This window comes from Wolbachia endosymbiont (group B) of Gerris lacustris (assembly GCF_964028355.1).
Classification (GTDB): Bacteria; Pseudomonadota; Alphaproteobacteria; order Rickettsiales; family Anaplasmataceae; genus Wolbachia.
In genome coordinates this window covers 345,578-365,894 of the sequence record NZ_OZ034761.1, presented here as the reverse complement: position 1 = coordinate 365,894, position 20,317 = coordinate 345,578, and the positions used below count along the sequence as shown (strand labels likewise).

The window sequence follows — 20,317 nt, the reverse complement described above, 5'->3', positions numbered from 1 at the left end:
TTTTTAATAATGAGATGAAATCATCAAAAGCTAATGAAAACTGTTGGATATATGGAAAGCACACTTGTATTTCAGCATTAAGAAACAAAAATAGGCGGTGTATAGAACTGTTAGTAACAGAAAATTTCTACAGAGAATTTGAGAAAGAAATTAAACAATGTGCAGATAGTAAGGGCATTAAAGCTCGACTGGTAGAGAACAAAATGTTCAATGATGTTTTACCCAAAGGTGTAAATCACCAAGGAATTGCTTTAAAAGTTACTCCTATTTTTCACAGCTTAAATATTGAAGAAATAGCTGAAAGATCAGGTGAAAACTCTACTATAGTCATTTTAGATCAAATTACTGATACACACAATATAGGTTCGATTTTAAGAACCTCAGCTTGTTTCAACATTGATGCATTGGTTTTACCGTATCACCATTCACCGAGCGAAAATGCATCTATCGCAAAAGCAGCAAGTGGAGCACTGGATATTGTCCCTCTAATATACGTTACAAACATAGTAAAGACGATGGAGTCTTTAAAAAAGATAGGCTACTGGTGTTATGGGTTTGATTGCAATGCAAAGGAAAATATAGATGAAATAAAGAATTTTGGGCAAAAAAGAGTAATTGTTTTTGGTTCTGAAGAGAAAGGAATGCGGAGATTAGTGAAAAAAAATTGTGATTATCTTTTAAAAATTCCAATGTCAAACGTAATTGATAGTCTAAATGTTTCAAACGCAGCAGCAATAGGACTATATTCCATTTACATTAAAACAAAAATCACTGCAAATTAGTTGCAATGAAAAATATACTTTTTGCCTGCTATCAAGACCGTTGGAATCTAGAAAAAAGAATGCCATTTTAGCTTCACATGCACAGCTGGAAGATGTCATCCCAGTGCGCGACACTGGGATCTAGTTAAATTTGCGAGTATAAAAAAAATATAACGTTTCTGATGATGATGGAAAAATGGATGCCAGTGTCTGGGCACTGGCATGACATCTTTCTACAGAATAATGTTCGTACATCTGTGTATCACATGCTGGAATGACAACAGTGAATGACATCTTGCGAGGGAGTGTTAAATAAACTGTGTCAAGCCGCATTTTTAGTTCAACTCAATTTTCAGTCTGTTGGGAAAGAAAATGTCAAGCTGAGACATAGTTAATGACCAATTAGGCAAAGCTGTAGTCCACTTTTGCTCTACCTTTTTTATAGCACAATATACCTGTTTGTACAAGGCATTTGTATTAGTAAATGAGCCCTTAGTTTTAGTAAATTTCCTAATTTGTCTATGCAATCCCTCAATTGGATTGGTGGTGTAAATCAGCTTCCTAACTGGTCCAGAATACTTAAAATAACCAGACAAATTTTCCCAATTGTTTTGCCATGATTTTGTAACCAAGGGATATTTTTCACTCCATTTTTCTTCCAGCTCAAGCAAATAATTCTCAGCAATCTCTTTACTTGAAGCACGATATATTTTTTTCAAATCATTTATGAAAACTTTTACATCTTTGCTAGATACATACTTCAGTGAATTCCTTATCTGATGCACTATGCATAGCTGTACTTCTGCTTTAGGAAATACACTATTTATAGCGGTAGGAAAGCTTTTTAGCCCATCAATACAGGCAATTAGAATATCTTCTACTCCTCTTTCTTTGAGGTCATTTAGTACTCCCAACCAGAAGTTAGCTCCTTCACTTTCAGCCAAATAAAAACCTAATACTTCTTTTCTGCCATTTTGATTTATGCCCAATATATTATACATACATTTACTTATGCAATGTCCGTCCTCCTTGACCTTAAAAAACATGCCATCCATAAATACTATTGGATACACTGATTGCAGTGGGCGGCTGCGCCATTCATTGATTACTGGTAGCAGTTTATCGGTAATACTAGATATCTCTGCTGCTGATATTTTGTGGTCATATATTTCCTCAACATGTGAAGCTATATCTCTGTATCCCATGCCACTGGCATATGTGCTTAAGACCTTTGCTTCAAGTTCTGGATGTAGGCTTGTTTGCCTTTTTTTGACTATTTGTGGTTCAAAGCTTCCCTCCCTATCTCTTGGTGTTAGCAGCTCAAATGAGCCTGCACTCGTGCGTAAAGTTTTTGCGTTTCTCCCATTTCTTCGGTTATTTTCTTCACTTTCAGCTGACATGTAGCTTTCTATTTCACCTTCCAGACTTGCCTCTAGCAACCTTTTTATAAACGGTGTTAATGCTCCATCTCTTCCTGTCAATGGTCTTCCTTCTCGTATAGATGACAGGATATTTGTTTCTAATTCTTTATAATCTACCAAACCAGTAGTTCTATTTGCTTGACTCATATCAAACCTCCATTTTTTATATCAATTTATTACTTTTTTTTCGGTTTGACACACTTTTTTGAACGTTCCCTCTTGCGATGTCATTCACTAGCACTTACATTACCAATCCCAAGAAAGAGGTGAACTTAAATCTGTTGGAATCTCGAAGGATGGCTGTGACACTATCTCTTTTATCTCATTTCTAAGCCATTCACTACCTTCTTGCCCAGCATCCTTGATAGCTTGCTTGAAACTGCTCCCTAGTACAGTTTTAGCAGCTTTAGTGACGTCACCATTATTATCTAGAGCTTTTGCTATTATAGTTAACTCAGTTAACTTATCATTTAAGTTAGCAGGCATCTTATCAGTCTTAGCCTTTATTGCATCTACGTTAGTTACAATACCTGCGATTCTATTAGTCTCAGTTCCTAAATCGTCAGGTATCTTATCAGTCTTAGCCTTTATAGCAGCAACATCAGCTCCTAAGGTATCTGTAATCTTATCAGTCTTAGTTTTTATTGCAGTAACGTCAGCAGTTTTAGCTAAAGGAGCTAGTTCAGCAGATTTTGCTAACTTACCTAACTCAGTTCCTAAATCGTCAGGCATCTTATCAGTCTTAGCTCTTATTTCAGTAACATCAGTAGATTTTGCTAACTTACCTAACTCAGTTTCTAAATCGTCAGGCATCTTATCAGTCTTAGCCTTTATAGCAGCAACATCAGCTCCTAAGGTATCTGTAATCTTATCAGTCTTAGTTTTTATTGCAGTAACGTCAGCAGTTTTAGCTAAAGGAGCTAGTTCAGCAGATTTTGCTAACTTACCTAACTCAGTTCCTAAATCGTCAGGCATCTTATCAGTCTTAGCTCTTATTTCAGTAACATCAGCAGATTTTGCTAACTTACCTAACTCAGTTCCTAAATCGTCAGGCATCTTATCAGTCTTAGCTCTTATTTCAGTAACATCAGTAGATTTTGCTAACTTACCTAACTCAGTTTCTAAATCGTCAGGCATCTTATCAGTCTTAGCCTTTATAGCAGCAACATCAGCTCCTAAGGTATCTGTAATCTTATCAGTCTTAGTTTTTATTGCAGTAACGTCAGCAGTTTTAGCTAAAGGAGCTAGTTCAGCAGATTTTGCTAACTTACCTAACTCAGTTTCTAAATCGTCAGGCATCTTATCAGTCTTAGCCTTTATAGCAGCAACATCAGCTCCTAAGGTATCTGTAATCTTATCAGTCTTAGTTTTTATTGCAGTAACGTCAGCAGTTTTAGCTAAAGGAGCTAGTTCAGCAGATTTTGCTAACTTACCTAACTCAGTTCCTAAATCGTCAGGCATCTTATCAGTCTTAGCTCTTATTTCAGTAACATCAGCAGATTTTGCTAACTTACCTAACTCAGTTCCTAAATCGTCAGGCATCTTATCAGTCTTAGCTCTTATTTCAGTAACATCAGTAGATTTTGCTAACTTACCTAACTCAGTTTCTAAATCGTCAGGCATCTTATCAGTCTTAGCCTTTATAGCAGCAACATCAGCTCCTAAGGTATCTGTAATCTTATCAGTCTTAGTTTTTATTGAATCTACATTAGTTCCAATACCTAATAATGTAGCAATTGCACCTCCAGTCATGAACTTTGTTGCTGTAGAACTGTAATCTACTTCAGCATTACCATTAGGTTCATACCTAAAAGTGTTGAAAACACTAGTATCATCTACACCAAAGGTATACTTATTACCTGTATTATCTTCATAAATTATAGTTTTAACATCAGCTAGATCTGTTGCATCAGTTTGTGTATCTACTTTTTTAAAACTTAAATTAGCCGCCATATCACACTCTCCGTTAATTATAAAAACCATAATGTGCATGAAAATAATATAAATTCCGTAAATACTAGATTTTGCATAAGATTTCCTTGAAGCTTTTCACTTCAGAATTCTTCTCTTGCCGTTCCAGTCTCCTCTGCTGTCATTCCAGTGCTTGACACTGGAATCCATTTTCCCATCATAAGAAACGTTGTACTTTAATATAAAACGGCTACTTTTATGCTCATCAACTTAACTAGATCCCAGTGCCTGGGCACTGGGATGACAAGAAGGGGGCTACTTGGATGATATCGAAGGAGCTACTTGAATGACAAGAAGAGGGCAGTGCCCTCCTTGTATATTAGATATAGGCCGAGTTATGATCGTGATAAACATGATCGCTTGCGCAATCGAACATTTTCGCAAAGCCATTCTCTAGATAAAGATTATATTCGTTATGTTGACCTAAAAATATAGTGCTATCTTGTGTTTCTAGGCTGAAACTATTTGAATCTGACAGCAACTCATAGTTTAAGTTGTCTATTTTGGTAATGCTACTTATCACTTTACCATTATCATTATTAGATATAGCTAGATCATAATGATTGCCATCCTTCACTATCTTAATAGATACCTTATCCTCAGGTAACACTATAAGCTTTTTTGTGTCACTATCGTGAATTACAAATTTGCCATCTTTAAAGTAATACTTGTCTTCCGGCAAAGCACCAACCTTATAATTCGATGTATGCAGTTTGTCCCAAAAATCTAACACAGATTGCTTTTCTGCTCCTTCTGCCCTATCATGCAAAGCTTTTAGGTCATGATAATCTATGGTTACATTTGCCTTGTGCTTTCCTTCTGAGAATTGATCAGAGCTCCTTTCTATTTTCAAGATTGTGTCTTTCAATACCTGCTCTTTTTCCTCCACAAAAGGTGATCTTTTTGTTCTTGCTAAACTTTGTGGCTGATCAGACAGCATTTCATTGTTGTCGTTTTTCTCTTCAGTAGCTAGTGCAACAACATTACCATGGCTCATATGTAATGTATCCACTCCTATTTTAGTTTCACTTGCACTTACCTGTTCTTTTGGACTTTCGATTTCCCTTGTGTATATCCTCTGATAGTCCGTGTAGCCTCTATTAGTATCACCGATATCGCCATCACCTTGATCGAAAGTTATTTTTTTACTTCCATCTTGCATGTTCTCAATTTCAACTTGAGGAGAAACAGATGCTAGAAAATCATTATAACTGTAGTTATAATCAGTAGAAAAGAATATTTTTCCTTTGAAGTTATGGAAATTATTAGATAACATTCCAATTTCTTCATCAGTATCACCATCAAATAGTTTTACTTTAGTGAAATATCTTTGATTGTTGATTCTCACTATTTCACCACTCGAGTTTCTTTGTATCTGATAATCATTTGGATCATGTTTAATGGTAAAAAGTTTACCAGGGGCATATTTTTCTAAGTTTATAAGGCCCACATTTATATGTTTATGAGAATAATCTCTCTTTTCATATTCATGTGCAAATACTGGGTCAATATATTTGTATTCGTCTGGTATGCTACTGTATTCTCTTCCTTCAGAATCAGATGGTGCTAATTTATATTGTCCATCTTTTTCCACCAATTTTAGGTGAGTAACATTGTCTGGCAATTGAAACCTTACGTTTTTTCCATGATCATGAATGAACAAGTTACTTTCATTTATAACTTCACCTCTTTCATTTTTCATCTCTTCAGTGATATAGAAGCCCATATTTTTGAATGCATGTAGATTTTTGCCTCCTTGCTTTACAACCGCTTCGTATACATCGTCGTCTGTTCTATCGGTCCCTTTATCATCCAATAATGTTCCTTTTTCTACGATTACGCCGCTTTCTCTTTGCTCATCAGAATATTGAGCATGCTTTGAATCTTGATGATTCAAGATTTTGGTACCTCTAAGAAGCAGAGAATCTAAATCTTTTTGAATGTGTCCAGTGTTAGGATGCAATAATTCATTTTCATGTAAATGTGCTTCATCAAAGTATTCATCGCGTTCTACTGTTCTGCCGTCTATTAAAGAAGCTTTATACTGACCGTTTTCTTTTGTAACTGCCATATAAGCACCGCCATCATATTGAGTATTTAAGTTGTGCAATATATCCTCAAAAACAAAAGTTTCTTTAGTTTGGCCTTCAACTTGCTTAAAAAATCCTGATTCGCTCGATAATTCTCCAAGTTTTGTATTTCCATCATATATAGACAGTGCACCCATATCTCCTTGACCATGAGCTTTTACGGAGAAAATCTTACCTTCTTGTAGATTAATATGAGCACCTCTGATTAAGTTTGGATCGATATTAACCATCTCTTCTAACATCTTTTCTACATCGATGTTCTGAGTTGACTTTAACTGTTTTGAACCAGTGCTTATCATCTCATCGAGCAAGGATTTTTTCAATTCTTCATATCGAGAGGAAGAAGTAATGGAATTATATTGTTCCAAAAGTTTTTCATGAGAAATCTCTTGCTTATGGTATTTTTCACGTACTTCAGCGGATTCCTTGCGAATCTGCTCATCCAGGGCTTTTAATGCATTATCATAAACTTTTTTTAAGTTCTCATCATAATTTGACAATGTCCTTAAAGCCTGATTTTTATACTCTAAACTGTTTTGGTACTCATTACCTTGTTGGTCAGAGTAGGTTAGTTTATTCTGTCCATCAGCAGTTTTCACTACCTTTAAAAAATGATATTCCTTAGATATATCAAGGTTATCATTTGTTGCCCTATTAACAGCGCGAGCAACATTATGAAATGCAACGTGTTCTACAGGAGAAAAACTTCCAACGTTTTCTCCATCCATTTTTTCTATATTTGCTTTATAGTATGATATGTTTTTAATTTCTCCGCCCACTATTTCTTGACCAGTTGCTATAAAATCTCCTTTTGTAACTTGTAGGGCATTAATTTCTTCCATAGCAGTTTCCGTATTATTAGAAGCCAGCCAGCCTTTGAAGGAATCATTATGACCTTTTATTTGGTCTAGAAAATTTCCTGATTGATTTGAATCACCTTTATATAAAGCATCTAGATAGCTTCTGAGTAGATTAGGATCTTTTTCCTGTAAGTACATTATCAACGCATGACCAGTTTTATACACTAAACTGTTTTCTTCATCATTGGCTGAGTATTGTAAATTTAAAATTCCACCTAGATCCAAATTTGCGGTTTCAGTTTTATCAATGCTTGACCCTTGAGCATTGAACTTGTGATCTGAATGATGTTCAAAGTAATCTGCAATTCCCTCCATTAATAATGTAGGTAGAGATTTTCCTCCTGTAGCCAAGTAAGTCAAACCATGTGCAAACTCATGCTGAAGGTTATGAACGCCACCTTGCTGATAGACATACATCTCAGCAAAAATATCAGCTTCTCCTTTGTAGTAACATTTACCACCTTCATCTCCGAGGTAAGAACCAAAACGTTCGCTTCCACCAAGGTGAGTGTAATCAGCCTTATCATCAAACACATAAATTTTGAATGTTTGTTCTGAGCTACCAGGCTCCAGCTTAAATGCATCTTTAAAATTAATAGCTGTTTCTCTTATCTCACTTTCAATGTGAGCAACTTTACTTGTTCTTAAATCATGAGAATGAACCTCTACTTTGATATTTAAATCTTTCACTTCTATGATATGCTTATTGTTAAAGTATTCTTCTTTAGTTATATTTTTATTTATTTGTTGATTGATTTTCATAATTCTAACCTCTAATTTATTAGTCTTTACAATATCAAGCATAAAGCTACTTTCGCTAAGAAAGTGTAAATTGTCATATTGATATAATTTATATCTTAGCAGAAGAATACAAATAATTAATCTGATATGGAAAATGTAGAATATGAATGAAATTCTATAGCTAACCTTAGGTGGCTGCTAACAAGTAACGGAATTATAAATATTAAGAAATTTATCAATTTTAAAAAAGGCAAAAAAATCCCTATGTAGCGAGTTTTGACCCTATAACAATGTAAATTGGCGTTGTAATAATGTGCTAACGCTTATTTAAAGCGGGTTTTGGCTGAACGTAGAAAAATTTTAAAAGACATGCAGCCGCTATAATTTTTATGTAATTTGCCAATAAATATCTGAGTTTTTTACTGAATTTTGTTGTTAAATCCGCGGAGATTAAAACAAGGATAAATACTCTTGTTGCTATAGTAAGGAAGTTAAGAAGGTTTGTCAAGGAATTTCATCCAGCAAGAAGTCTAAAAGCAAATTGACTTCCATTCCACTGAAGCACTATACTAAAGCTACGATGGGTAATTAGCTCAGTTGGTAGAGCACTTGCTTGACGTGCAAGGGGTCGCTGGTTCGAGCCCAGTGTTACCCACGTTTTTGCTAACGAAAAGATTTTATATGACAGCAGTGCACAATGGCAAACACTCGATAGCAGAGTCCAAGCGCTTAATTTATTCCATAATAATAGTCGCAATAACAATGCTTATGGAGATAGCAGGGGGAATAATTTCACACTCGCTTGCTTTGTTATCAGATGCAGGACATATGCTCACTGATCTTTTTGCCTTGGTTTTAAGCTGGATAGCGCACAAATTTTCAGCTAAAAAATCTGATTTACAGAGGTCATATGGGTATCACAGATTGCAGATAATTGCAGCATTTGTTAATGGTTTAACTCTATTTTTCATCGCAGTGGTCATTATCATTGAATCAATAAAGAGATTTATTTTTCCAGTTCATGTTGAATGGAAAATAATGTTAATAATTTCTACACTTGGCCTGATTTCTAACATTATGGTATTTTTTATATTACATAGTAAATGCGAAAATAATATAAACATGAAAAGTGCTGTATTGCATGTTATAGGAGATATTTTAGGTTCTGTAGCTGCTATACTTGCATCTGTAATTATCATGTTTACCGGATGGCAAATAGTGGACCCTATTTTGTCAGTATTTGTTAGTGTAATAATCTTAAACAGTGGCTATAAAATTCTCAAGAATTCTTGCCATATACTCCTTGAAGGTACACCTGAGAGTGTATCTGCTAAGGAGATAAAAAGTGAGCTTATATCTAAGCTACCTGAAGTGATAGATGTACACCACATACATGTATGGTCACTATCTGATAATTATTTTATACTTACTATGCATGCCAAGATAAAGCAAAATGGACAACACACTAATACTTTGTATGAGATAAAAAAAATACTATTAAATAGATTCGAAATCGCACACTCTACAGTTGAAATTGAATACGATGAGTGCGTAGACAGTAAAATACTTAAACATTGACATCTATAGGCTATTTGTTATTACTACAATATCATCTATATTATAGAGGGTAGGCTATGATAGGTATTTCCCAAATACAATTTCCTGGAAAGGATTCTTACAGATTAAAGACAGCAAGCTACTTCGCAGCTTTTATTTCTTTAAGCATTTTAGTTAATCCAGCCAACGTCTTTTTATCTTTCGCTACAGTATTTTTTAGATCTGAAATAAAAGCTTTTTATGTTTATAAAGACATAAAAGCTGCAAAACAGGAAAAAATAAGTAAAAAGGAATATTGGGAAATATTTTTTAAGAATAATAAAATTAAGATAGCATCTTTCCTTTTATTTTTTGCTTCTATAACATATCTAACCTTTACTACTACTTTTCTACTCGTTTCGTTACTTGCAACAATACCACTTGCAATGGTTTTAATTCTATTACAAAGTGAGTTAAGACCAAAGGATTTTAATCCATTTACGTTACTCAAAGCTGCTATAAATTTCTTTTTAGAAGGTATAAAAGAAAATACTCGAGGCATGGTAAATAGGTTTGATTATACTTATGAACATTTACTGCCCCATCAATTGAATAATGATATTAGTAATAATATTGATAAGCTACTGTATAAATATGGTGGGGTAGCAGAAGATGCTATTAATAATGAGGAACTTAGAGAATTTATTGAATATATAAATCACTTACATATGCTTGATGGTCAACCATTTAGTAATGAGAATAAAGGAAAATTAGTGATGTTTTTGCAAGATTTTTGCAAAGGCAATGAGAAACATAGCTCTGGTTTCACTGGTGGGCAAATTCTTCTGTTAGTTCTAAGAGCTTGCAATGATGGAGATAGAGAAACTATAAAAAATAAAAAAGACGCGTTGATTGCAAATTTGCTAGATAGTCAAACCTTCTCTAGGAAAGAACGAATTCCCAACACATGTTTTACTGGTGTTATCTACAGAATGTTAAGTACATTAGAGGGTATTCATCTTGATCCAGAGATTAAATTTACGCCGCCTAGACAAATATTACTTTCAGAAGCAGAAAATGAAGCACGTAAATTTATGTTAGACAGGCTAAAAAGCAAGAAAAACAGTAAGGAAATTCTTAAAGCTTGGCATAACGCTAAAAATGGCTATGAAAACGATGAAAAGCAAAAAATAGTTGATGATTTTATTGCAGAAGTAAGCATTCCTTTAATGAGAAATTTACTGAGTTTTGCTTCTCAATATAGCGAACAAATTGTGTCAACGTTAATGAAAAATATTAGCTCTATAAAGCTAAACAAACTAGAGTCCTCCGCATTGAATCTGTACATAATAAATAAGCTACAAGAACACGGGTTAGATGATCAACTTGAAAACATCAAAGGAAAAGTCTTTTTAGAGCTCTTAAATAAAAATTTACTTAGAACAGATTTTTCTCTCAAGGATTCATCTTTAACTGAAGCTAAGAGAATAGCTAACAAAATAATAAAAGAAGAAGTAAAAGAATTTAAATTGAAAGCCAAGAAGACTATTGAGGGTCAAGTGGCCAGAATGCTAGATAGTTTAAGAATGTTACCACTAGGGAAAAGGTGTTATAGGGTATACACAGAACTGAGTAAAAATAGCAGAGACGATAAAGAAGAAATAAAGAAAATTCTGCAAGAAAAACTAGCAATAACAGAAGCAGTGATAAATAACATGTTAAAAAAAGAAGCTTCATGCAGGCTAGAGGTAGAAATTGAAGATATTTATAATCAAAGTAAGCACAATGTAACCACACTTTATGAAAAAATACAAGAAGTGAAGCAAAGATTCATTGAAGATGAACTTTTAACACCTCAAGAAGTAGAGAATATAACAAGAGCAAAAATTACAAGCTTAAACAAAGGAGACAAAACAATGCCATCAAGCAGGTTGTTTCGTAGTCTGAGTATCAATAACTTAGCAGCACATCATTTATAAAAACCTATGCTCTCTGCCTTGCAGAAGATTTGCAATGTTTTTATGATGCCTCAAGAAAATTAATATCGCTACAGTGAGTAGTATAAGAAATAACTCTTTTTGAAAAAAGAAAGACGCTAATAAAGCCGTTGCAGTAGAAGTCAAAGAAGCAAGAGAAGAATATCGAAAGGTAAAAAATACTATTAGCCAGACAAATACAAATGCTAATGCTATAGAAATGTTAAGTGCTATCAAAACTCCCAAAGTTGTTGCAACCCCCTTTCCTCCATTGAACCTTAGCCAAATAGGAAACATATGCCCTAGAACTGCAAAAATTGCAGATCCAATATCAACACCACCATCGAAAAATTGTTGTGCTATATAAACTGCGATAAACCCTTTAAAGGTATCCAGAAATAATGCAAGAGCAGCAAGAAATTTATTTCCTGTTCTTGCGACATTTGTAGCACCAATATTTCCAGAGCCTACTTCCCTTAAATTTACCCCTTTTATTTTTGTGATAATTAAACTAAATGGTATTGAGCCTAATATGTAGGATAATATAAGAATTATATACTTTTCCATTATACCAAAAACTTAGCTAATCTTGTTATCCCTCAATCTTTTTAGGTAGCACTGAACTTCATTGTTAATCTGATTGCTAAACAGTATAAGTGCTGTCATATTGATGAGTGCTAAACAAGAGAATAAAGCCCCACCAATATTAGCAATAGCCATTATATCTTTAGACAAACCTGACAAAAATGAAACTACTACCACCGCTATACGATATATTACTACACTTTTTACACCAAACAAATACAGCCATCCCATTTCACAACAATATACAAATGAAATTACTGAGGAAAACGCAAACAAAGGCGCAGCGATGGTTAAAAGTATAGGAAACCAAGAAGAAACTGTTTCAAATGCTTTTTGGGTGATCAATATTCCCTCGCCAATGCCGGTCTGGTATGCACCTGTTATTACTATTGTTATTCCTGTCAAGCAACAAATTAACATTGTATCAAAGCATGGTTCTATCATCGCAACCAGCCCAGTTCTAACTGGCTCCTCATCTTTAGCTACCGCGTGAGTGATTGCAGCAGAACCAACACCTGCTTCACTGGCAAAAATTGCCCTTTGAATTCCAGCAACAAATGCTCCTACCACTCCTCCACCAACGGCATTGAAGTCTATCATACTGGAAAACAATATTTTTAATGTATTGCCAAAATTGTGAATATTAAATGCAATAATCGTGAAACAACTCAAAATATATATTAGTGACATGATAGGCACTAGTGCAGAAGATACTCTAGCTATTCTCCTAATTCCACCGATAATCACCAGAGCAAGTAGCGTAGAAATTATGGAAGAGAGAAACCAAGGATGACCATCTATCCAATTTGAATAGCCAGATAATATTGAAACCATTTGGTTAGTTTGAAATGCTACACTTCCACCAAGGCCTGATAATACAAAAACCGCTGCATATATTGCAGCCAGTACGATACCAAGTTTTTTAAATCCAAACTCTTCTAGCCCATTTCTTATATATTGAAAGGGACCACTGAATAACTGCTCCTGACCTTCTGTTCTGTGCCTAAATGCTAAAGTTACTTCAGCAAACTTTGCAGACATACCAAAAAAGCCTGTGATCATCATCCAAGGTACCGCTCCTGGCCCTCCCATTGAAATTGCAATTGCAACACCAGCAACAGTTCCAAGACCTACAGTGCTTGAAAGTGCAGTAACAAATGCCTGAAAATGCGTAATGTGACCATCGTGATGATCTGTATCATATTTTCCACATAAAATAGCGAACGCATGCTTAAACATCCTTATGTTGAGGAATTTAAAACGTAGTGTTAGAAATATATAACCAAAAGCCAATAGAAGAATTATAAATGGTACGTGAAAGATCTTGAAAAACAATACTTCATTCATGAAGTTGCTTATTCCATTTAATGCAATGTCATAACTTTTGTAAAAAATTGAAGCAGCGTATACATCATTAAATGGTAGGCAAAATAACACTATATAAAGCATTCTATAAATCATGTTTAATACCTTTTGTAATAAGAATCTATTGTATTTAAGACTTCCCTTCTCAGTAGATATATCGCAACAGCATTTGGAATCATAAGGGACATAAACAGGCTATCACCTAAATAAGATATAAATTCTATATTTTTTGATATACAGCTGATATACACTGAACCCACTATAAAAAACTGAAACAATATCAGTACTTTTTTGTTACCAAATAAGTACACTAGGGCAACTTCACAGTAGTAATAGTAAGCTATTATCGTGGAAAAAGCAAAGGAAAACATTATCAGCGGAAGAGCTAGCTTGCTAAATAAAGGCAAGGCTGTTGAAAATGCTGAGCTAACTAACGTAATATCACCTACGGTATTAGTGCTATGCATATCGGTGATAATGATCACAATACCAGTCAAAAATGAGACTAATATTGTGTCTACAAATGGTGCAATCATTGCAACACTTCCAACTTTAACTGGGTCTTTCTCTTTTACAATCGAATGTGCTATAGCTGCTGTTCCAGTACCTGCTTCATTAGCAAACACTGACCTTCTTACCCCTGCTATTAATCCACTCAATACTCCACCTCCTATAGCTGATTTGTTAAAGATATCTTGAAATATTATAGATAGAGCATTCAGTAGATTATTTCCGTTTACATAGATTAAATATATACACATGCCTATATATAACATTATCATGATCGGTCCTAAACCTGTTGCAACTAAAGCAATTCGCTTTATTCCTCCCAGTATTACAATTAATACAAATAGCGAGATAATAACAGATGTGTTGTATTCAAATAAGTTACTTGACAACGCTGCAATTTGATTTGCCTGAAATGGTATGCCGCCTAGAATCATTGCAACAAGCAGCATAACTGCGTAGATAAATGCAAGGAATTTGCCAGTCTTCATAAATCCAATCTTTGCAAGTCCATGTTCCATATAATAAAAAGCCCCACCAGTTGTGTTTTCAGAGCGATGAGTAAATGCAAGCACTACTTCAGCAAATTTTATTGACATGCCAAGTACCCCGGTAATTATCATCCAAAAAACTGCACTTGGTCCCCCTATTGTAATAGCTATTGCAACTCCTGATATTGTTCCAAGACCAACTGTTCCTGAAATTACCGTTGCAAATGCCTGAATGTGGGTGATTATGCCGTTATTATTATGGCTTTCTAGGTTGAATAGTGTTTGTATCCCATATTTGAACAACCTAAAGTTAATGAATTTGAATCGAATCGTACAAAAAAAACCAGTTGCAATTACCCAAATAATTATAAATGGTATGTTGAATATCTTTATATATAAAAAAGAGTTTAATAGATCAGTTACTTTTATAATCATGCTGCTCACTATTTTTTATATAGCTGACTAGTTTTATATGCGTAATGTACATAAAGTCCGGTACTTATTGGAATAGTCAAGATATAAACTGCACCTAAAATTGGTAGTGTTATCCATGGCTTACTTATAAAAAATATGATCAATATTCCAAAAAATGACACAAATATATAGGATAAACTTTTAGGGACATAAATGTATTTTGCAGAGAAAGTTGGAATATGACTTATCGAAAAAAATGAGATGGCCAAAAAGTAACAAGCTGTATTCTTTACGTTAAAAAATTGCTCTATAAGAAGTAAATATTCACTTTCATGAGATTGAAAGGTAATAATTATTGGAAACAGAACAAGTAAAGCGCATACAGGAGCTGGAACACCAGAAAAGAAAAATTTTTTCCAGTATAATTGTTCTGAATGTAGCGAGACATTAAATCTTGCAAGTCTTATTGATATGCAGATTACATATATCATTACTAGAATCCAACCTACAACTTTAATTTCGTTTAACTTCCAAAAATATAAAAGAAAAGCAGGTGCTGAACCAAAATTTAGAAAATCTGCAAAAGAATCGAGTTGTGCTCCAAAATCGCTAGTTGATTTTAGAATTCTGGCTATTCTGCCATCCATCCCATCTATTATTGCTGCAATGATAATAAAAATTGCTGAAAACTCCCATTGTTCATTAAACGTGAATTTAAGTGAAGTAAGGCCAGCACATAAACCCAATAAAGTTATAAAGTTTGGAAATAATTTGGTAATAGGTAAGAATTTACCGTTACCTTCATCATTATTCATATAACGTCAAAAGTAAGCTTCTCTTGTTTATTAAAATCTGCTATAACTGTTTCACCGCCAATAACAGTTTGCCCTTCTGAAACTCTTACCTCTATGTTAGCAGGAATATAAATATTTACTCTACTGCCAAATCTTATAATTCCAAACCTTTCACCTGCCTTTACGCTCTGAGATGTCCTCAAATTACAAACAATGCGGCGTGCAATAAATCCAGCTATTTGCTCTACAATGATTTCTTTTCCCTTCTCATATTCAATCACAATAACCTGCTTTTCATTCTCATTACTAGACCTATTGCTTATTGCGGAAACAAACTTGCCTTTTTTATAACTCATTTCCTTTATTGTACCAGATATTGGTATACGATTAACGTGGACATTCAAAACACTTAGAAATATGCTAACAAGCGTAAACCTCTTCTCTTCTTCATTTTCTGCTGACAAGGAGTAACTCACTTCTTCAATTTTTGAAATCACACCATCAGCAGGACTTAATATAAAATCCTTATTGTTTGGTATAGCTCTTGCTGGATCACGAAAAAAATAGGTACATAATAACGTTGGAAATAAGCAAGTAATTCCAGCTCCCCAAGATATAGAGAATGCTATACACGTTACTATAAAGGAAACAATTATAAATAAATAACCTTCTCTGTTTATGTTAGGCAGACCAAAGCACATAATTTATTCTCGATAATTCATTATTAACAATTTATCATTTATAATTTCTCATGAAAAGCTTTTTTTCACTGTTTCACTTTTGGAATTATTATATAAATATTTGCTTATAAAATAATTGATAGATGTAAATTTTTCAATAAAAGTTGAAGTTTTTTAACTATTATTAATATTATTTTAATAAAAACTTAATAATAATTCTTAATAATATATGAATTATTATGTTCGTAATTTCGTATGACAGGGGAAATAGAAAAAGATGAATCTCATTCTCTACGAGATGCAATTCAGGGAGGTGATATTGAGGCTGCAGAACTACTAATAAAGTCTGGTGCAAACGTCAATTATAATTATGAGCGTAATAGTACACCACTGCATATTGCCATCGGGTATGAGCAATTTAAAATAGCGAGGTTGCTGATAAATAACGGAGCAAACGTTAACGCAAAAACTGAAAATCATGGTAAAGACGACTTAACACCAATGCACCTTGCAATTTTTGCAAACACGCCAGAGTTTATAGAATTGCTAGCTAGCCATGGTGCATTAATTAATGAAAGAGAAAGCACTGAAGGATATACACCTCTTCACCTTGCTGCTTTATATGGGAATAAAAGCGTAATGCAAGCCTTGATTGATAAGGGACAGAATATTGAAGATATTGATAATAATGGGCGTACAGCTTTATTTTTAGCTATTAGGCAATGCACTGAAGCAGAGGATGATAGCAGAATAGAAATTATCGAGTATTTGATAAATAAACTCAAAGCAGACATAACGAAAAAAGATAATAATACCAATTCCCGCTATACAAGCAACGAATAGACAATAATGGAAAAAAAGCCATACTGGAGTAAGTAAAATAGCGAGGTTTAGATGGCATTAAGATCAAAATTATTGGATGAAAAAGTGGTGGAATCAGCAAAAGAGATGCTGAAGAAAGTAAGAAATAATGCGTATGTTGCAAAAAAACTAAATGCTGTAATTGCAGCAAAAAAGCACAGTATAACAGCTGTAGCAAAAATATGTTGCATTTCGAGAAAGGCAATTACTACATGGATAAAGCACATAAAATTTGGAAGAAAAGAAAAATTATTTTCTCCACCTCAACGCCGTAGAAAAACTATATTGAACCAAAGTCAACTTGAACAAATTGAGGTGTGGATAGAGGAAAATCCCAATATTACTATTAGAGAAATGAGAATAAGAATCCAAGAAAGATTTGGTTTGAATATCAGCAAATCCACAATACATCGTAATATGCAAAGAATGAAATTCTCATATATCACACCAAGACCAGTTCATAGTGGACAGGATAAAAATAAGCAAGAGGAGTTTAAAAAAAAACCTCAATGAAACTATTGTCATGCATTCTGAAAAAGAGCTATTTTTCTTCGATGAATCACGGTTTGGTACACATTCAAAAGTTGGACATGGGTGGTTTAAAAAAGGCAGTAGGACACAGGTTAAGGTAAAATTAGGTAGGGAAAATTTTTATCTCTATAGTGCAGTTAATCCCAGAAATGGAGAGAATTTTAGCTTATTTGCACCAAACGTCAACACTGCTTGTATAAATATATTCCTTGAACAGATGTCGCAATATTTAGGAATACGAAAGGCTTTTCTCGTGATGGATTGCGCTAGTTGGCATAAGTCAAAAAGTTTAAAGATACCTAAAAATATCGAAATTATATACCTACCACCATACTCACCTGACCTCAATCCTGTTGAGAGGTTTTGGTTATATATAAAACAGAACATTTTGCGCAATAAAATCTACGATACAATTGTTCTGCTTGAGAGCGCTTTGTGTAAATTTATTACCTCTCTTTCCCCTTCCACGGTTAAACAACTCTGCAATGCTTCTTATTTGGTTCATTAATAATGAGAGTTGGTATAAGGAAGAGGAAGACCAAATAAACAGACCAGAAAACATTATGGATTGGCCTGTTCCAATTCCGAATGATAAACCGGAAGAGCAGCAAACTCCATTAAAGCCAACTAAGGTAAACACAGAATTATCAGATCCAAAATCAACCCCTGCTGAGATTCCTAAAAAATCTACTCCTTCAAAAGGATGAGTTTTTGCTTTAACTATAGCTAATCCAAACAAGACGTCATACTGCAACAATCACTAATTTTCTGTGCTTTCAAAAAAACACATCAAGCAAAATCATTTGAGAGTAAGTGGACATTGTTAGATGAATTAACCCTAACTTAAGAATCAGGTATATAAAATATTAGTATGTTTAATTAATAGTGAGGTTTAAAATGTCACCTAGTGAAAAAAACTCTTCAAATTTTGTTGAAACTAAGCAAAGCACTAATTCCAGTTTGGGTGAAAGTGCTGTAAATACAAGTTCTAATGATCCCCTCTTGGGAAAAGCTGAGATAATTGCACAAAAGTTCAATGTTAAAGATAAGGAGTCTTTAATCAAAAAAGGTCCTACTATGATTTGGAACCTGTTAAAAGGAGATAAAAAATTCTCTGAGTTGAATAAAGAAGATAAAGATATTGCATGGAAGCTAGCGCAGGGGTTATTTATAGCAACCATACCACTTTTGGTAGCTGAAGTAATAATTGCTGCACCATTTGCTATAGTTGGTTTTACTTTACTTTTCGCTGTGAAAGTTGCTGTAAAAGCAGTTCAATCTGGATATAAAGGACTCAAATGGTCAGCAGAAAAAACAGTTGAAGGAGCGAAGCATATTGGCGGAAAAATTAAGGATGGTTATGAGTATTCAGCAGATTCACTGAAGAGAGGTGCTAGTTTTGTAAGTGAAAAAACAAAGGAAAAGACAAGTGATATATTCACTGCAACAGCAGATAAGTTATATCGTGCGGCTGGTAATGAAAATTATTCAGATAGAATAGATAACGAACTTATTCCTGATTCACCACAAAAGAAGAGAATTCAAGGAGTGAAAGAAGATCTTAGAGCAATTTGCGCTGACGAAAAAAGTAATTCCACGTTAATAAAGAGCATACTTTCTGGAATATCAGAAAAAATAGAAGAAAAAATAACAGAGGAAACATATCTTGATTGGAGAGATTACTTGCCAGACCAGCTAGTAGATAAATGGAGAGAGCAGAAAAAATTTATTGATCACTTGGACGCAGATGGTTTGCGTAATTTAGTTACAAAAAGGCTATCGGATAAAGATAAATACTTTAGAGACAGTATTTTCTCTGAACATCATGATGGAATTAAGGAAGTAATGAGAGAATGGAAGGAAGAGCATACTCGTTTTAATACTTTAGAAAGGCTTAATAAGTCAGCAAAAAGGCATAAAGCAAGTTCTATGAATTCACTGAAAAATAGCTTATCAGAAAGCAGTTCAATGGATTCTCTAAGCAGTTACAGCACTACTAGCAGCGAAGCGGAGTTGTTAAACCCTAGTGAACATAAGGAAGTAAAAGCACCTACTTCATTCTTTGGTAAGCTGTTCTCGTCAAAAGGTAGCAAAAAGCCAGAGGAAGTTACTTGCACGGGATATAAAAGAATTTCTGAGGATGAGATAACATCTGCAGAAATAGGAAAACCAGGAGCTGTACGACGTAATAGTACTGGTAACCTTACTAAGGTATCGACTCCAAAAGTACCAACTAGTGCCTCACTGACTAATTTAAATAAGGTTGTGAATTCATCTTCACAAAGTTCTTTCAGTCAAGATGTTTTAAACGATCCTACTGTAAAACAAAATCTCAATGCTTTATCTAGTAGAACTCTAACTCGTAGTGATTCTGTGAGTAGCTTAGCTTCTAATAGTAGCTATTCTAGTGCTATTAGTACGTTAAGTGATATCGATAAAAATATTGCTTCTCAAAGCAGTTCTTTCATTTACCATAGTAATTCTGATAGTGGAGTGTGTTCTGGTTCTTCTACGCCACAAAGACACAGTCCTTCTCAAGAAACAAGATTTAGTCTAGAAGTTACGGAAGAGCTCGCTGAGAAGTTGGCAAAACGACGCGTGATTGTAGATCAACCAAACGTAGAATCTGTTCAACAAAAAGCTGAGCCTAGTAAAGGATAAATAAAACCGCTTATCATTCCAAAAGGATGTTACTCAATGAGTAACATCCTTTTTTCATTTGATCAAAATGTT

The 20,317-nt window shown here is 34.1% G+C and carries 14 protein-coding genes, 1 tRNA gene and 1 pseudogene; 8 read left to right on the top strand and 8 right to left on the bottom strand.

What is annotated here, in order from left to right; genetic code table 11:
- Window positions 1–14: 14 nt before the first annotated feature.
- Window positions 15–782 (top strand): 23S rRNA (guanosine(2251)-2'-O)-methyltransferase RlmB, encoded by a 768-nt coding sequence (gene rlmB, locus ABWU62_RS01800; protein ID WP_353287328.1) that lies wholly within the window; start codon window positions 15–17, stop codon window positions 780–782.
- Window positions 783–1,096: 314 nt separating this feature from the next.
- On the opposite strand, the gene ABWU62_RS01795 is transcribed toward rlmB, so the two are convergent.
- The 3 genes from ABWU62_RS01795 to ABWU62_RS01785 form a co-directional block, all read right to left on the bottom strand.
- Window positions 1,097–2,329, bottom strand: a complete 1,233-nt coding sequence (locus tag ABWU62_RS01795) for an IS256 family transposase (protein WP_353287327.1) — start codon at window positions 2,327–2,329, stop codon at window positions 1,097–1,099.
- A gap of 99 nt (window positions 2,330–2,428) precedes the next feature.
- Entirely contained in the window at window positions 2,429–4,135 is a 1,707-nt protein-coding gene (locus ABWU62_RS01790) for a hypothetical protein (protein WP_353287326.1), read from the bottom strand.
- A 337-nt stretch (window positions 4,136–4,472) separates the two neighbouring features.
- Window positions 4,473–7,907, bottom strand: coding sequence for a peptidase M2 (locus ABWU62_RS01785; protein ID WP_353287325.1), 3,435 nt, complete (start codon window positions 7,905–7,907; stop codon window positions 4,473–4,475).
- Between the two features lie 519 nt (window positions 7,908–8,426).
- Between ABWU62_RS01785 and ABWU62_RS01780 the strand changes: the two genes are divergently transcribed.
- From ABWU62_RS01780 to ABWU62_RS01770, 3 genes are all read left to right on the top strand, one after another.
- Window positions 8,427–8,499: transfer RNA gene (locus tag ABWU62_RS01780), tRNA-Val, on the top strand.
- 26 nt (window positions 8,500–8,525) lie between these two features.
- Window positions 8,526–9,422, top strand: coding sequence for a cation diffusion facilitator family transporter (locus ABWU62_RS01775; RefSeq protein WP_353288137.1), 897 nt, complete (start codon window positions 8,526–8,528; stop codon window positions 9,420–9,422).
- A 56-nt stretch (window positions 9,423–9,478) separates the two neighbouring features.
- Window positions 9,479–11,359, top strand: coding sequence for a hypothetical protein (locus tag ABWU62_RS01770; RefSeq protein WP_353287324.1), 1,881 nt, complete (start codon window positions 9,479–9,481; stop codon window positions 11,357–11,359).
- Here the strand turns inward: ABWU62_RS01770 and plsY are convergent.
- The 5 genes from plsY to ABWU62_RS01745 are packed head-to-tail and all read right to left on the bottom strand — an operon-like array spanning window position 11,354 to window position 16,213.
- Window positions 11,354–11,923 carry a glycerol-3-phosphate 1-O-acyltransferase PlsY gene (gene plsY, locus ABWU62_RS01765; RefSeq protein ID WP_353287323.1) on the bottom strand — a complete coding sequence of 190 codons (570 nt, stop codon included), beginning with the start codon at window positions 11,921–11,923 and terminating at the stop codon, window positions 11,354–11,356. The two genes, ABWU62_RS01770 and plsY, sit on opposite strands and share 6 nt — an antisense overlap.
- Window positions 11,924–11,935: 12 nt before the next feature.
- Window positions 11,936–13,402, bottom strand: coding sequence for an alanine/glycine:cation symporter family protein (locus tag ABWU62_RS01760; RefSeq protein WP_353287322.1), 1,467 nt, complete (start codon window positions 13,400–13,402; stop codon window positions 11,936–11,938).
- A 2-nt stretch (window positions 13,403–13,404) separates the two neighbouring features.
- Window positions 13,405–14,739 carry an alanine/glycine:cation symporter family protein gene (locus ABWU62_RS01755; protein WP_353287321.1) on the bottom strand — a complete coding sequence of 445 codons (1,335 nt, stop codon included), beginning with the start codon at window positions 14,737–14,739 and terminating at the stop codon, window positions 13,405–13,407.
- Window positions 14,740–14,747: 8 nt separating this feature from the next.
- Window positions 14,748–15,533 (bottom strand): CDP-alcohol phosphatidyltransferase family protein, encoded by a 786-nt coding sequence (locus ABWU62_RS01750; protein ID WP_353287320.1) that lies wholly within the window; start codon window positions 15,531–15,533, stop codon window positions 14,748–14,750.
- Complete coding sequence (locus ABWU62_RS01745; RefSeq protein WP_353287319.1) at window positions 15,530–16,213, bottom strand: phosphatidylserine decarboxylase; 684 nt, start codon at window positions 16,211–16,213, stop codon at window positions 15,530–15,532. Before ABWU62_RS01745 ends, ABWU62_RS01750 begins: the two co-directional genes overlap by 4 nt.
- Before the next feature lie 234 nt (window positions 16,214–16,447).
- Between ABWU62_RS01745 and ABWU62_RS01740 the strand changes: the two are divergent.
- The 4 genes and pseudogenes from ABWU62_RS01740 to ABWU62_RS01725 all read left to right on the top strand — a co-directional run.
- Window positions 16,448–17,014 (top strand): annotated as a pseudogene (locus ABWU62_RS01740) (ankyrin repeat domain-containing protein); the annotation flags it as partial.
- 72 nt (window positions 17,015–17,086) lie between these two features.
- A protein-coding gene (locus ABWU62_RS01735) for an IS630 family transposase (RefSeq protein WP_353287112.1) occupies window positions 17,087–18,092 on the top strand; the annotation gives its coding sequence in 2 pieces (ribosomal slippage) (window positions 17,087–17,548 and window positions 17,550–18,092; 1,005 coding nt in all).
- Entirely contained in the window at window positions 18,070–18,291 is a 222-nt protein-coding gene (locus tag ABWU62_RS01730; protein ID WP_353287318.1) for a hypothetical protein, read from the top strand. The genes ABWU62_RS01735 and ABWU62_RS01730 overlap by 23 nt, the downstream gene beginning before the upstream one ends.
- Window positions 18,292–18,481: 190 nt before the next feature.
- A complete protein-coding gene (locus ABWU62_RS01725; RefSeq protein ID WP_353287317.1) occupies window positions 18,482–20,245 on the top strand; it encodes a hypothetical protein in 1,764 nt (587 codons plus the stop codon).
- The last annotated feature ends 72 nt before the right edge of the window (window positions 20,246–20,317 follow it).

Bases quoted from the DNA above. Each gene is read 5' to 3' on its own strand.
- rlmB (WP_353287328.1), top strand. From the start codon at position 15: ATGAAATCATCAAAAGCTAATGAAAACTGTTGGATATATGGAAAGCAC.
- ABWU62_RS01745 (WP_353287319.1), bottom strand. From the start codon at position 16,213: ATGTGCTTTGGTCTGCCTAACATAAACAGAGAAGGTTATTTATTTATA.
- ABWU62_RS01725 (WP_353287317.1), top strand. From the start codon at position 18,482: ATGTCACCTAGTGAAAAAAACTCTTCAAATTTTGTTGAAACTAAGCAA.
- ABWU62_RS01775 (WP_353288137.1), top strand. From the start codon at position 8,526: ATGACAGCAGTGCACAATGGCAAACACTCGATAGCAGAGTCCAAGCGC.
- ABWU62_RS01790 (WP_353287326.1), bottom strand. From the start codon at position 4,135: ATGGCGGCTAATTTAAGTTTTAAAAAAGTAGATACACAAACTGATGCA.
- plsY (WP_353287323.1), bottom strand. From the start codon at position 11,923: ATGGAAAAGTATATAATTCTTATATTATCCTACATATTAGGCTCAATA.
- ABWU62_RS01760 (WP_353287322.1), bottom strand. From the start codon at position 13,402: ATGATTTATAGAATGCTTTATATAGTGTTATTTTGCCTACCATTTAAT.
- ABWU62_RS01770 (WP_353287324.1), top strand. From the start codon at position 9,479: ATGATAGGTATTTCCCAAATACAATTTCCTGGAAAGGATTCTTACAGA.
- ABWU62_RS01730 (WP_353287318.1), top strand. From the start codon at position 18,070: ATGCTTCTTATTTGGTTCATTAATAATGAGAGTTGGTATAAGGAAGAG.
- ABWU62_RS01755 (WP_353287321.1), bottom strand. From the start codon at position 14,739: ATGATTATAAAAGTAACTGATCTATTAAACTCTTTTTTATATATAAAG.
- ABWU62_RS01750 (WP_353287320.1), bottom strand. From the start codon at position 15,533: ATGAATAATGATGAAGGTAACGGTAAATTCTTACCTATTACCAAATTA.
- ABWU62_RS01785 (WP_353287325.1), bottom strand. From the start codon at position 7,907: ATGCTTGATATTGTAAAGACTAATAAATTAGAGGTTAGAATTATGAAA.
- ABWU62_RS01795 (WP_353287327.1), bottom strand. From the start codon at position 2,329: ATGAGTCAAGCAAATAGAACTACTGGTTTGGTAGATTATAAAGAATTA.